General features: G+C 52.1%; 12 protein-coding genes. All 12 read left to right on the top strand.

All coding sequences use genetic code 11. The features are described 5' to 3' along the window. The 12 genes from ribF (at window position 1) to JUF11_RS01385 (ending at window position 14,112) form a co-directional block, all read left to right on the top strand. Window positions 1–945: a riboflavin biosynthesis protein RibF gene (ribF, locus tag JUF11_RS01440; RefSeq protein WP_204118009.1), complete on the top strand. Its 945-nt coding sequence runs from the start codon at window positions 1–3 to the stop codon at window positions 943–945. Next, window positions 945–2,090, top strand: a complete 1,146-nt coding sequence (gene hemW, locus JUF11_RS01435; protein ID WP_204118008.1) for a radical SAM family heme chaperone HemW — start codon at window positions 945–947, stop codon at window positions 2,088–2,090. Before ribF ends, hemW begins: the two co-directional genes overlap by 1 nt. Window positions 2,091–2,232: 142 nt before the next feature. After that, a complete protein-coding gene (hrcA, locus tag JUF11_RS01430) occupies window positions 2,233–3,276 on the top strand; it encodes a heat-inducible transcriptional repressor HrcA (protein ID WP_125579642.1) in 1,044 nt (347 codons plus the stop codon). 20 nt (window positions 3,277–3,296) lie between these two features. Continuing rightward, the gene (gene grpE, locus JUF11_RS01425; RefSeq protein WP_204118007.1) at window positions 3,297–3,863 is read left to right on the top strand and encodes a nucleotide exchange factor GrpE; all 567 of its coding nucleotides are present in this window, start codon (window positions 3,297–3,299) and stop codon (window positions 3,861–3,863) included. A 43-nt stretch (window positions 3,864–3,906) separates the two neighbouring features. Beyond that, window positions 3,907–5,772, top strand: coding sequence for a molecular chaperone DnaK (gene dnaK / locus JUF11_RS01420; protein WP_204118006.1), 1,866 nt, complete (start codon window positions 3,907–3,909; stop codon window positions 5,770–5,772). Window positions 5,773–5,893: 121 nt separating this feature from the next. Then, window positions 5,894–7,051, top strand: a complete 1,158-nt coding sequence (gene dnaJ / locus JUF11_RS01415) for a molecular chaperone DnaJ (RefSeq protein WP_204118005.1) — start codon at window positions 5,894–5,896, stop codon at window positions 7,049–7,051. A gap of 268 nt (window positions 7,052–7,319) precedes the next feature. Beyond that, window positions 7,320–9,167, top strand: a complete 1,848-nt coding sequence (gene lepA / locus JUF11_RS01410) for a translation elongation factor 4 (RefSeq protein ID WP_373305846.1) — start codon at window positions 7,320–7,322, stop codon at window positions 9,165–9,167. Window positions 9,168–9,823: 656 nt separating this feature from the next. Next, window positions 9,824–10,510: a GntR family transcriptional regulator gene (locus tag JUF11_RS01405; RefSeq protein WP_204118004.1), complete on the top strand. Its 687-nt coding sequence runs from the start codon at window positions 9,824–9,826 to the stop codon at window positions 10,508–10,510. A gap of 115 nt (window positions 10,511–10,625) precedes the next feature. Continuing rightward, complete coding sequence (locus JUF11_RS01400; RefSeq protein ID WP_125579144.1) at window positions 10,626–10,943, top strand: PTS sugar transporter subunit IIB; 318 nt, start codon at window positions 10,626–10,628, stop codon at window positions 10,941–10,943. After that, on the top strand, window positions 10,933–12,315 hold the full coding sequence (locus JUF11_RS01395; protein ID WP_125579143.1) for a PTS sugar transporter subunit IIC: 1,383 nt from the start codon (window positions 10,933–10,935) through the stop codon (window positions 12,313–12,315). Before JUF11_RS01400 ends, JUF11_RS01395 begins: the two co-directional genes overlap by 11 nt. Next, on the top strand, window positions 12,315–12,650 hold the full coding sequence (locus JUF11_RS01390; protein WP_204118003.1) for a PTS lactose/cellobiose transporter subunit IIA: 336 nt from the start codon (window positions 12,315–12,317) through the stop codon (window positions 12,648–12,650). Before JUF11_RS01395 ends, JUF11_RS01390 begins: the two co-directional genes overlap by 1 nt. Further along, window positions 12,643–14,112 carry a sialate O-acetylesterase gene (locus tag JUF11_RS01385; protein ID WP_204118002.1) on the top strand — a complete coding sequence of 490 codons (1,470 nt, stop codon included), beginning with the start codon at window positions 12,643–12,645 and terminating at the stop codon, window positions 14,110–14,112. Before JUF11_RS01390 ends, JUF11_RS01385 begins: the two co-directional genes overlap by 8 nt. The last annotated feature ends 125 nt before the right edge of the window (window positions 14,113–14,237 follow it).

The raw sequence follows: 14,237 nt of genomic DNA, 5'->3' as shown, positions 1-14,237 counted from the left end.
ATGCAAGTGATCGATATCATGCCGCCGCTGCAGGCGGCACAGGTGCCAGCCGGGCCCATCGTCCTAGCCCTAGGTTTTTTTGATGGGGTCCACCGCGGGCATCAAGAAGTCATTCGCCAGGCCAGGCAGGCCGCGACTGCGCGCGATTTGCCGCTGGCAGTGATGACATTTGACGTCCATCCGGCGGTGATTTACCGCGGTATGGCGGCCAAGGACGTGAAGTACTTGTCCACGCGGCCGCGCAAAATTGAACTGATGGCCGGCCTAGGCGTAGATTTGCTGTATTTTGTGCATTTTACGCCTGAGTTTGCCCGCCAGTCGCCGCAAGCTTTTGTGGACCATTACCTGGTGGGGTTAAAGGCCCAAGTGGTGGTGGCCGGCTTTGATTATACTTATGGCAAGCGTGACATCGCCACGATGACGAATTTACCCAAGTATGCCAAGGACCGCTTTGAAATTATCGTGGTCCCTCAAGATAGTGATGACGGTCAGAAGATTTCTTCCACTCGCATTCGCCAGGCTCTGGATACCGGCGATATCACGCTAGCCAATCATTTGCTGGGTTATCGCTACCAAACGACTGGCGAAGTCATCCATGGCGAGGCGCGCGGGCGCACGTTGGGTTATCCCACGGCTAACATTGACACCCCAGCCGCCGAGCGTCTGCCAGGCATTGGCATCTACGTGGTGCGGCTACAGGTGAAGGGGCAGTGGTACGGCGGCATGGCGTCAGTCGGGCGTAATGTCACGTTTGGCGGAGATCGCCCCATTACGCTGGAAATCAATTTATTCGATTTCAATCAAGATATTTACGGCGAGCCGGTGGTGGTTGAATGGTGGCGCTACTTACGGGGTGAAGTGAAGTTTGACGGCGCGCAAGGGTTGATCGATCAGCTGGCGCAAGATGAACAGCACGCGCGCAGCACGCTGAAGGAGCAGGCATAATGGCAGGCGCTTATATCCATATTCCTTTTTGTTCACATATTTGTTACTACTGCGACTTCAATAAGGTCTTCATTGAAGGCCAGCCGGTCGATGACTATGTCGACATGCTGATTCGGGAAATGAATCTGGTGATGGCGAGTCACCCAGATGAACGCATTGAAACCGTCTATGTCGGCGGTGGGACCCCGACAACGCTGACGCCGGCGCAGCTGGAGCGGTTGATCACGGGGATTCGCGCGGCGCTGCACTTTGACGCGGGAGAGTTCACGTTTGAGGCCAATCCCAATGACCTGCTGACGACGGATAAGCTGCAGGTGCTGCACGACAATGGCGTCAATCGGCTGTCCATTGGGGTGCAATCCTTCAATGATGACATTCTTAAACGCATTGGCCGCACGCACCGCGCTGCGGATGTGTACCAGGCGATAGCTAATGCGCGCAAAGTCGGATTCGAGAATCTTTCCATCGACCTGATTTTCCGCCTGCCGCAGCAAACCCGTGAGGACTTCCTGGCGAGTCTGCACCAGGCCCTGGATTTGGATTTGCCGCATTACTCGACGTACTCGCTGATTTTGGAGCGCAAAACGATTTTCTACAACTTGATGCGCAAAGGGCGCCTGCAGCTACCTAACCAAGATACTGAAGCGGATATGTATCAAGATGCCATTGATTTGATGGTCACGCACGGCTTGGCCCAATATGAGATTTCGAACTTCGCCAAACCGGGCTATCAGTGTCAGCATAATCTGCTGTACTGGCGTAATGACCACTACTTCGGCTTCGGGGCCGGCGCTTTCGGCTATGTGGGCCGCGATCGGTACCACAACTTTGGCCCCATTCAACAATATTTGGCGCCGCTGCATGACCATAAGGTGCCGGTGATTGAACATCACTTGGTGCCACTGGAAGAGCAGGTTGAGGAAGAAATGTTCCTCGGCCTCCGTACCCGCGAAGGCGTGTCGCGTCAGCGCTTTGCCGACCGCTACCACATGAGCGTGGAGGCGGTGTATGGCGAACTGCTGGATCAGCTGGTTGACCAGCAGCTGCTAGAAGTGGATGACCAGCGCATTCGGCTCACCAACAAGGGCCAGTTTTTAGGCAATGAAGTGTTTCAGCAGTTTCTGCTGGATGATCAGTTGGTATGATGAATCGGCCTCCGTCTTGGGGCCGATTTTTGGCTTAACGGCAAGGAATTAGCAGGCAGAGGTTGACTTTGCTAAGCGTGGTTGCTATATTATGTAGTGTACTTAGCACTCAAACAGCATCAGTGCTAAAAGAGGTGGGATTATGTTGACGAAACGCCAACTGCTCGTCTTGAAGGAGATCATTCGGTCATTCACTGAAAGTGGCCAACCGGTCGGCTCCAAGACGCTGATGGCTGAACTGCCGATTCACGTCAGTTCAGCGACAATACGAAATGATATGGCGGCACTCGAAGAGCAAGGCCTGATCAAAAAAACGCATAGCAGCTCTGGCCGGGTCCCATCGACCAAGGGTTATCGCTTCTACTTGGATAACCTGGTTGAACCGACGGCGGTTTCGGCCAACGAGATTGCGGCGATTCAACAGGGTTTCGGCGGTCATTTTTACAAGATCGACGAAATCGTGGCGCAAAGTGCGCGCATTTTGTCCAACTTGACCAGCTACACGGCAATCACCCTTGGCCCTGAGGTCACGAACCTCAAGTTAACTGGGTTTCGGATGGTGCCGCTGGGCAACCACCAGGTGATGGCGATTCTGGTCACGTCTAACGGCAGCGTTGAAAGTCAGTTGTTCACCTTGCCGCCAGAGGTTGATTCCGATGGTGTCGAGAAAGCCATTCGCATCATCAACGACGAATTGGTTGGCTTGAGTCTCGGTGAAGTGGCGCAGAAGCTGCAAACTGAGGTGCCAGCGGTGCTGTTCAAGTACATGACGTCGCCTGATGGCTTCCTCGATATCTTCGGGAATGTCCTCAAGAAAGCCGCGGCTGAACGCTTTTACGTTGGCGGCCGGTTGAATTTGATGGATTACCTGGGCGATAACGACGTGGATCAGCTCAAGCGCCTGCTAGCCATGATGGATTCCGAACAGGGCAACGTCAATGCCTTGCTGGGGCCGCTCCATGACTCGCACATCAAGGTCAAGCTGGGTTCAGAGCTGACGCCAGATGTGCTGGCAAATTTAAGCCTGCTGACAGCGAACTACTCCGTCGGCGAGCATGGGACCGGGATGATTGCCTTGATTGGCCCGACCCAAATGCCATATTCTAAGATGATCGGACTACTGGATGCCTTCCGTGAGGAGCTGGCAAAACGCTTGACCGATTATTACTCGCATTTTGATCAGTAAAACGGTAAGGGAGGCACGACATGACTGAAAAGAAAAAGGCCGAGCAGCCAAAAGCTGAGCCGGCCAAACAGCCATCGTTGAAAGAAGAAATCGCCGCGGAAATGACCGCCGATTTGGATGCTGAAATCAAAGACGAAAAAGTCGATGTGAAGGCACTGCAAAAAGAGCGCGATGAGCTCGAAGACAAATACCTGCGAGCAGCGGCAGAGATCAACAACATGAACAAGCGCTTCAATAAGGAGCGTGAGGCCGCCGCTAAGTATGACGGGCAAAAGCTCGCCAAGGCGGTGCTGCCGGTGCTGGATAATCTGGAGCGCGCCTTAACGGCTGACGTGAAAGAGGATAGCGCGGTGTCTTTGAAGCAAGGGGTCGAAATGGTTTACAATCATCTTGAGGCGGCGCTGAAAGAAAACGGCGTCACCGAAATCGACACCAAGGGCGACTTTGACCCGACCTTGCATCAAGCGGTGCAAACTGTGCCGGCGGATGATGACCATCCCAAAGACACTGTGGTGCAAGTCCTGCAGCGTGGGTACATGCTGAAGGATCGCGTGCTACGGCCAGCGATGGTTGTTGTCGCAAATTAGTCAACTCAATTTTTAAAAACTGAATTAAGAAGGGGATTTAACTATGAGTAAAGTTATCGGCATTGACTTAGGGACCACCAACTCTGCGGTTGCGGTGCTTGAAGGCGGCCAACCAAAGATTATCACCAACCCAGAAGGCAACCGCACCACGCCATCTGTTGTCGCGTTTAAAGACGGCGAAATCCAAGTCGGTGAAGTGGCCAAGCGCCAAGCGATCACCAACCCAGATACCATTACCTCCATCAAGCGTCACATGGGGGAAGCCGGCTACAAAGTGAAGGTCGGCGATAAGGAATACACCCCGCAAGAAATCTCTGCGATGATCTTGCAATACATGAAGAAGTTCTCTGAAGACTATCTGGGCGAAGAAGTGACGGATGCGGTTATCACCGTACCGGCTTACTTTAACGATTCGCAGCGGCAGGCGACTAAAGATGCTGGTAAGATCGCCGGCTTGAACGTTTCTCGGATTGTCAACGAACCAACCGCCTCTGCTTTGGCCTATGGTCTGGACAAAGGCGACAAGGATGAAAAAGTCCTGGTTTACGACCTTGGTGGTGGGACCTTTGATGTTTCCATCTTACAGCTAGGCGATGGCGTGTTCGAAGTGCTGTCCACGAACGGTGATACGCACCTGGGCGGCGATGATTTTGACAACAAGATCATCGACTGGTTGGTGGCTGAATTCAAGAAGGATAACAACATCGACCTGAGCCAGGATAAGATGGCAATGCAGCGTCTAAAGGATGCCGCTGAAAAGGCGAAGAAGGACTTGTCTGGCGTTTCTCAGACGCAGATTTCCTTGCCATTTATCTCTGCTGGCGCCAATGGCCCACTGCACTTGGAACGCACGTTGACCCGGGCTCAGTTCGACAACATGACCTCTGACTTGGTTGACAAGACGCGTATCCCAGTGGAAAACGCCATGAAGGATGCCGGTTTGACCAACGCTGACATCGACAAAGTTATCTTAAATGGTGGCTCCACCCGGATTCCAGCCGTTCAAGAAGCCGTTAAGAGCTGGACCGGTAAGGAACCTGACCACAGCATCAACCCCGACGAAGCCGTTGCGCTTGGCGCGGCGGTGCAAGGCGGGGTCATTTCCGGGGATGTGAAGGACGTCGTTTTGCTTGATGTGACCCCACTGTCCTTAGGGATTGAAACCATGGGCGGTGTGTTCACCAAGCTGATTGACCGCAACACCACTATTCCTACCTCGAAGAGCCAAGTCTTCTCGACGGCTGCTGACAACCAGCCTGCCGTTGATATCCACGTCCTGCAAGGCGAACGGCCAATGGCTGCGGATAACAAGACGCTGGGCCGCTTCCAGTTAACTGACATTCCAGCCGCTCCACGTGGCGTTCCTCAAATCGAAGTTAAGTTCGATATCGACAAGAACGGCATTGTGCAGGTTTCTGCGAAGGATCTTGGCACTGGCAAGTCTCAGAACATCACGATCAAGAGTTCATCAGGTTTGTCCGACGATGAAATCGATCGCATGATGAAGGAAGCCAAGGAAAACGAAGAAGCCGACAAGAAGCGCAAGGAAGAAGTCGATTTGAAGAACGATGTCGACCAACTGATCTTCCAAACCGATAAGACCCTGAAGGATCTCAAGGGCAAGGTTTCTGACGACGAAATCAAGAAGGCCCAAGATGCTGAAGATGCCTTGAAGAAGGCGCAACAAGAAAACAACATCGAAGACATGAAGACCAAGCGCGATGACCTCAACAAGATCGTGCAAGATCTGACGGTCAAGCTTTACGAACAGGCCCAAAAGGAACAGCAAGCCAAGGGCCAAGCTGAAGGCGGCGCTGACAGCAACGCCAATGCTCAAGGCAAGGATTCCGGCGACGATGGCCAAACGTTTGACGGCGAATACAAAGACGTCAACAACGACAAGAAGTAATCAGCTTGCCTCACGTTAAAAAGCCAAGGCCACGCGGCTTTGGCTTTTTGATTGGATCGACGAGGTATGTTATCCTGAATAAGCTTTTTGGGGCACGCAGCTCCAAATCGAGGAGGCAATAATGGCAGATCAAAAAGATTACTATGAAACACTTGGCGTAAGTCGTGACGCCAGTGATGATGAAATCAAAAAGGCCTTTCGGCGCCTGTCGAAACAATACCACCCCGATATTAACCATGAACCCGGGGCGGAGCAGAAGTTTAAGGACATCAATGAGGCGTATCAAGTCTTATCCGACCCGCAAAAGCGTGCCGCTTATGATCAATACGGCTCGGCTGATGGCCCACAAGGCTTCGGCGGCCAGGGCGGTTATAGCCAAGGCTTCTCCAACTTTGGCGGCGGTCAAAGTTTTGGCGGCTTCGACGATATCTTCAGTCAGTTCTTTGGCGGCGGCGGTCAAGGTGGCCAAAGTGCGACCTCACCGCGGCAAGGGTCAGATCTCCAGTACCGGATGGATCTGACCTTTGAAGAAGCGGTGTTTGGCAAAGACACCAAGATTTCTTATGACCGGGAAGCCATGTGTCACACTTGCGGCGGCTCTGGCGCCAAACCTGGCACCAGTCCTGTGACCTGCTCGAAGTGTCATGGCAGTGGCTACATCCAGGTCCAGCGCAACACGCCACTTGGCGCCATGATGACGCGCCAGGTCTGCGACGTCTGCAACGGCACCGGGAAAGAAATCAAAGAAAAGTGCCCAACTTGCCATGGCACTGGCCATGAAAAGCAACGCCACACCATCGACGTTAAAGTCCCAGGTGGCGTCGAGGATGGGCAGCAGATGCGCTTGCGCGACGCCGGGGAAGCTGGCGCGAACAACGGCCCTTATGGTGACTTGTTCATCGTCTTCCGCGTGGCGCCAAGTGACAAGTTCGAACGCGATGGCTCGACCATTTACTTCAAACTGCCAATCAGCTTCGCGCAAGCGGCGCTGGGCGACACGATTAAAGTCGACACCGTGCACGGGCCAGTGGAACTGAAGATTCCGGCCGGCACCCAAACCGCGGCTAAGTTCCGTCTGCGCGGTAAAGGCGCGCCGAATCCGAACCGGCCGGCCAGCATTGGTGACCAAATCGTCACGGTGACCGTTAAGACACCAAAGACGCTGAATCAGAAGCAAAAGGATGCGTTGATGGCCTTTGCTGCGGCGAGTGGCGAAGATGTCACCCCGCACGAAGGCTCACTGTTCGATCGCGTCAAGGATGCATTCAAAGGTAAATAAACGAATGGAGATCAGTTGCGGCTGGTCTCCTTTTGTTTTGGCTTATGCCGCGGGTCCGGTTGGGACAGCGCCGGGACGCGGTGGTCCAGCTAGATAACAGGGCTCTCAAGTAGTCCTGTTTCTCCATGCTCAGCTTGGAGGAGACCAATTCTGGGAGGGATGGTGACAGTGATCATTTCATGCCTGACGAGTGGCAAAGGCTCTGTTTGAGTCCAGTTGGCGGGCTTGCTATAATAGAGTGACATGACTTTCAGGAAAGTGGGCACGTATGGTAAATATCGATAAAGCAGAATTATTAGAGCGGCAAAAGCATATCCGCAATTTCTCCATTGTGGCGCATATCGATCACGGCAAGTCGACCTTGGCGGATCGGATTTTGGAGTTAACAGATACCATTGCCAAGCGCGATATGCAGGCGCAGGTGCTGGATGATATGCCGCTGGAGCGTGAACGCGGCATCACCATCAAGTTAAATGCCGTTGAATTGCATTACAAAGCCAATGACGGCGAAACCTATATCTTCCACCTCATCGACACGCCAGGCCACGTCGACTTTTCGTATGAAGTCAGCCGCAGCCTGGCGGCCTGTGAAGGGGCGCTGTTGCTGGTGGATGCAGCCCAAGGCGTGGAGGCGCAGACGCTGGCGAATGTTTACTTGGCGCTCGATGATGACTTGGAAATCGTGCCCATCATCAATAAGGTCGATTTGCCCAGTGCCCAGCCGGATGTCGTCAAAGAAGAAATTGAAGAAATGATTGGTCTGGATGCTTCGGAAGCCATTTTGACCAGTGCGAAAACTGGTCTCGGCATTCCGGAAGTGTTGGAACGCATTGTGTCTGATATCCCAGCGCCAAGTGGCGATATCGATGCCCCACTGAAGGCGTTGATTTTCGATTCTGTTTATGACTCTTACCGTGGCGTCGTGCTAGCGGTGCGGATCGAGGACGGCCTGGTCAAAGTCGGTGACACCATTGAGCTGATGAGTAATCAAAAGCGCTATGAAGTCACCGAAGTCGGTGTGATGTCGCCGAAAGCGGTCCAGAAGGATTATTTGATGGTCGGGGATGTAGGTTATATCACGGCCTCCATCAAGACCATTCAGGACACCCGCGTCGGCGATACGGTGACCTTAGCGGATCGGCCGGCGGACAAAGCGCTGGATGGTTTCCGGCAGATTACCCCAATGGTTTATTCTGGGCTGTTCCCCGTCGATAATGCCAAGTTTAACGACCTGCGTGAAGCTTTGGAAAAGCTGCAACTGAACGACGCGGCGCTGGCCTTTGAGCCGGAAACCTCTCAGGCCTTGGGCTTTGGGTTCCGTGTGGGCTTTTTGGGCCTGCTGCACATGGATGTCGTGCAGGAACGTTTGGAACGCGATTTTGATTTGGATTTGATCATGACCGCGCCGAGTGTGGACTATGAAGTCGACAAAACCGATGGCACCACGATTCAAATCGATAACCCCTCTGAGTTGCCGGAAGCCAGCGAAGTGAAAGAAATCCGCGAGCCGTTTGTGAAGGCCAGCATCATGGTGCCGAATGATTATGTCGGGCCGGTGATGGAAATTGCCCAGCGCAAGCGCGGCGAGTTTGTCACCATGGATTACCTCGATAAGTATCGCGTCAACGTCATCTACAACTTGCCGCTGTCGGAAATCATTTATGACTTTTTCGATGATTTGAAGTCTTCCACCAAGGGTTACGCCAGTTTGGATTACGAAGTCACCGGCTACCGCGCTTCTGACCTGGTCAAAATGGATATCCTGCTGAATGGTGATCCAGTTGATGCCTTATCGACCATTGTGCACAAGGACTTTGCCTTTGAGCGCGGCCGCGCAATTGTCTCAAAGTTGAAGGAAACCATTCCTCGGCAGCAATTTGAAGTGCCGATTCAGGCCGCCATTGGGACCAAGATTATCGCCCGCAGCACGGTCAAGGCCTATCGTAAGAACGTCCTGGCGAAGTGCTACGGCGGGGATATCACCCGGAAACGTAAACTGCTGGAAAAGCAGAAAGCCGGTAAAAAGAGAATGAAGGCGGTTGGTTCTGTTGAGGTTCCTCAGGAAGCGTTCATGAGTATCTTGAATATGAACAGCGAGGACACCAAAGGCAAGTAGCCACTATTCAACATCTGCCAAGCGAGCAATCCTTGAAGGCCTAATTCTGAATCCGAGATTACCTTGCCTTTTTGGCCTAAGCATGCGGCAAAGGCCTATCCTACCTTTGTTGCCTGTGAACGCAAGACTCTAAAACGTTGATTGCGGTAGAAAAGCTTGAGAGGATGCAAAAGAGCAGACGTTGTCACCTGCCATGTGGGCGGTGACAACGTCTGCTCTTTATTTTGGTGGTTCTCCTACTTACTTTCCTTGGCTTCTTCCATTGCTTTCATGATGGAAGGGTTCTTGGAATGGCAGTCTTTAATCATTTGATAGTCAGCTTCACTGAGTTCTACGGTATATTTGGCCATGATATCCCTCTTTTCTATAGTGACATGATAGCATCCTGGCGAAATTTCACAAGACGGTCCTCAAGCATCAACCAGAGTGAAGCGACATGAACGCACTCGCCCTCTTGCGGCCAGACTAGGGCGTCGTCAGTTCCTGATGTTGTCACTCGCCAGCCGCTAGCCTATAATCTGGTATGTACCGCCGATAGGGCTTTCAATGGGCCGGCGTTGGCGCAAAGGCAGACTGAGTAAGGTCTGCCAATCAGTAAATGAAGGTTATTTAACATCACACAAGAAGAAAACAATACAGGAAAGGCCGAACCGGTCATGAAAACAAAGTATGAATTGATTGCTGACGCCTTGCGCCAGAAAATCATGGATCACGATTACGAAGTGGGCGACCAACTACCTCAGGAAACGGTCCTGGGTAAAGCCTACAATGCCAGCCGCATCACCATTCGGCGGGCACTAGATGAATTGCAGACAGATGGACTGATTTATAAGATTCAAGGGGCGGGGACTTTTGTTAAAAATAATGAGTTGCCGGACGAGGGCCCGTTGCCACTTGATTTGATTCCACTCGATACGGTCACCATTGAAGCCGTGGATTTCGCTGTGGTCAAGGCGCCAAGCTTTTTGAAGCCGCTACTTAATGTGAACGATTATGATTTTGTCTATGAGATTAAGCGCCGTTTTTCTCAGGCCGGCCAGCCGGTGGCGTTCAACCATATTTGGATGCCCATCAAGCTGATACAAGGGATGCGGCTCGATGTCATTAAAGGGTCACTCTATGATTTCATCAGTAACGATTTGGATCTGAGTCCCGAATCAGCGAAGCGCCAGTATACGGTGATTGAGGCCAGCCAAGATGAGGCTGAGCAGTTGAACGTGGCAGCAGAAACGCCGCTTTTGCGCGTTAAGCAACAGACATATCTTAGTGAAGGACGCATGTTTGAATACGCCCACATCGACATTGTCACTGCTAGGTATCAGCTCGAACAAACGCTAGCTTAATCTTTTTTTGCCATTATTTGTTATAACATTTAAAAAGGGTATTGACTGTAAGCGCTTCGCGACCTATATTATTCTTTGTAAAGGGTTCCATTACCGATTACAAGGAGGATTTGTTATGACATTAAAGATTGGCCTGTTTTGTTCAGGCGGGATGTCAACGAGTCTCGTTGGCTCGAAGATGCAAAAGGTTTACGATGCGGCTGGCCGCGATGTTGAAGTCAGTGCTTCGGATTTTTCCATGATCGATGAACTCGGTGATGAGCTAGATGTGATCTTGATCGCTCCGCAAATCAGTTGGGCTTATGATCAGGTGGTTGAACAGCATCCCAATACCAAAGTCATTGCGTTGTCGATGGCTGAGTTTGGTCAGATGAATGGCCAGACCATTGTGGATAAGCTGGATAAAGAAGGGGTGACAACAGATGGCAAATAGTGGGGCATGGAATAAGTTCCAGGCGGGCTTTACGAAGGCCGCCGGGAAAATTGCCGCAAACAAATTGCTACTGACCTTGCGGGATTCCTTTATTCTCGTAGCCTCAACAACAATGATTGCTGGGTTCGCGACGATGATTTCTTCGGTTTTCGTTGACCCATTGAATGGGTTGATTTTCGGTAAGCAAGGGCTGCAATTAGGTAAAATGATTGCCGGCTCTTGGGGCGCTTGGTCGAAGTCGGGTTTGTTCTCCGGCTTGCAATCCACCCAAGGCTTGATCGGGTTGATTGCTAACGGGTCCTTGAACCTGTTGTCCTTGCTGCTGGTCATGGTGTTTGCTTACATCTTGTCGCGCAAATACTATCCTAAGAACAAGGAACATATGATTTCTGTTTTGTACGCAATGGGTGCTTTCTTTATTTGCTTACCGTGGCAGTTCAATTTTGTTAACGGTAAGGAGACGGTTAACGTCACCAACGCCATTAATTCCACATATCTGGGCACCCAAGGCGTCTTCGCTGCTCTGGTCATTTCCGGGGTTGCGGTTGTGATTTACAACGAAATCTTGAAACGCAACATCACCATCAAGATGCCTGAATCTGTTCCACCGGCCGTTGCTCGGAGCTTCGAGTCGTTAATTCCTGGTTTGATCACGATGCTGTTCTTCGTCTGCGCGACTGGCTTGGCCAATGCTTTAGCGGATAAGTCCATTCCTGATTTACTGCTGTCCTTGCTGCAAAAACCAGCGCTGGCCGTTTCTGGGACCGCGGCTTTCGCCTTTGTTTCTCAGTTTACCTGGTCATTGCTGCAGTGGTTTGGGATTCACCCAACGTCAATTTGGGGCCCAATCTTTGGCTTGACCTGGAACATCAATGATACCGAAAACATGCTGGGTCAGGCTCATCACTTGTATTCCACCATGTTCATGAACTTCTCCACGATTGCTGCCGGCACGTTTGCTTTGGCACCAGTGCTTGCTATCATCATTGCATCGCGGCAGATTTCCGAAAAGAAGATCTCTAAGATTGCATTGATGCCAGCGATTTTCAATATTTCCGAACCGATTACCTTCGGGTTACCGATTGTTTTGAACCCGCTTTACGCCATTCCGTTTATCATCGTGCAGCCACTGTGCTTCTACATTGCGGTGTTCTTCACCAAGATCGGGTTCATTGGCGTCATTACCAACAATGTGCCTTGGACCGTGCCGCCGATTCTATCCGGCTTGCTGTTCTCAGGTTCAATCAATGGCGCGATTGTGCAAATCATTAACTTGGCGGTTGCCACGTTGATCTGGATTCCATTCGTCAAGATGTCTAATCGCATCACCCAGCAACGTGAAGCCGCCAAAGAAGCGGCAGGTGAAGCTTAATGGATGAGAAACAACTCCAGCGGGCAATGAATTTGATTGCGGTCGCCGGCAATGCGCGCTCCGAAGCCGTGCAGGCGATGCACCTGGCTGACGACGCCAAGTTCGACGAAGCGGATGGGATGCTTGAGAAGGCCAAAAAAGACCTTCATCAGGCTCACAATGTTCAGACCGAATGGATGTCGGCTGAAATGAATGGGGAAGTGGTAGAGAAGTCAATCCTACTGATTCACTCTCAGGACCATTTCATCGCCGCCGACATCATGATGACGGTGGCGACGCAGTATCTGGGCCAGGCCAAACGGCTCCACGCCTTGGAGGCGAAAGTGAATGGTTGATCAGTTGACCTTAGCGCCGCTATTTTCAGAGGGTGCCATCATTCAAGGTGAGCAGCCAGTGACAATTTTTGGTTGGGGCACCCCTGGCCTGCGGGTGAAGGTGGCATTAGGGCAATATCAACGGCAAACCATCACGCCTGCCGATGAAAAGTGGACGGTTCAGTTTCCGGCCCAATCCTACAATCAGACACTGACTCTAACAGTGGAGGCGGGCAGTGCGTCGGTCACGCGCCACGTGCAAGCTGGTGATGTGTACTTGGTCGCTGGCCAGTCCAACATCGAATACAAAATGGCCGATGATGCCGATTTTGAAGCGGCTCGGGCCAACTTTACCGCGACCAATCTGTCATTTTATTACACGCCGCAAGTGGAATACGAGACGAAGCGCCAGTTTGGCTGGGCGGATGAACCTGATCCTAGGTGGAAAAAATTGACTGCTGAGAATTTGGGCCAGGTGTCGGCGGTGGCGTACTACGCTTTAGCGCAAGTCGCCGCTAAACATCCAACCCGCCCAATCGGCATGTTGCAATGCTACAAAGGCGGCACCAGTGCCTCAAGTTGGATTTCTGAAGCTAACTTGAAAGCCGATGCGAAGCTCGCAGACGCGTATCTTCAACCTTATGAGGCTACAGTGACCGGGCGCAGCCAAGCCGATTTTGATGCCGCGGAGGCTAAGTATGAGGCCACTGTGACGGCATACAACCAGAAAAAGGCCGACTATATTGAAGCGCATCCTGAGCTGAGCTTGGAGGCGGTGAAGATGCATGTTGGCCATACGCCATGGCCGCCGCCAATGCAGCCTAAGAGTTACTTGCGGCCGAATGGTTTGTACCATACGATGGTCCAAAAAACCGTGCCTTACACGGTGAAAGCCATGGTCTGGTACCAAGGCGAAAATGACGCTGATCATGCGCAACTATACGACCGCTTGTTGCCACGCTTAATTACCGAATGGCGGCGTGATTTAGGCAATCCAGGGTTACCGGTGTTCGTGGTTCAGCTTCCTCAGTATCAGGATGAGCCGCACCATGCTTGGGCCCAAATTCGCCAAGCCCAGTGGCAAACGACGCAAGCGTTGAATGATTGTACGTTAGTTTCGCTGGTTGACACTGGCGAGCATCACAACATTCATCCGGTGCACAAACAAGCCAGCGGCAAGCGGCTCGGCCAAGCCTTGTTGAGCGGGGAAGGCACCCCAACCGTCGTGGCAGTTGAGCGCACGGCTGATCAGATCAGCTTGCAGGTTGCGCCGGCGACGAGTTTGAGTGCAAAACCTGGCGATGGGATTGAGGCTTTAGTCGATAGCACTTGGCAGCCGGTTGATTTTGAGATTGACGGCACCACGTTGAAGGTTAAGGCACCAAAGGCGAAGGCGCTGCGGTACGCGTATCGCAACGCGCCGGCCCCAGCGTTCTTCAATGAAGGCAAGCTACCACTCAGTCCATTTTTGATTACATTCTAGGTTAATGAAACAGGCCAATCTGACATGCCAGATTGACCTGTTTTTGCGCTTGAATTGTCAAGCTAAGTGGAACATCTCTGACCAGAAGACTTCCAGCGAGGATTTCCAACCAAACATCTTGCGTG

Origin of the sequence: Lacticaseibacillus suilingensis (genome assembly GCF_016861845.1) — a bacterium.
Lineage (GTDB): Bacteria > Bacillota > Bacilli > Lactobacillales > Lactobacillaceae > Lacticaseibacillus > Lacticaseibacillus suilingensis.
Note: the sequence above shows the minus strand (reverse complement) of the source record. Positions and strands in the feature narration are given on the sequence as shown.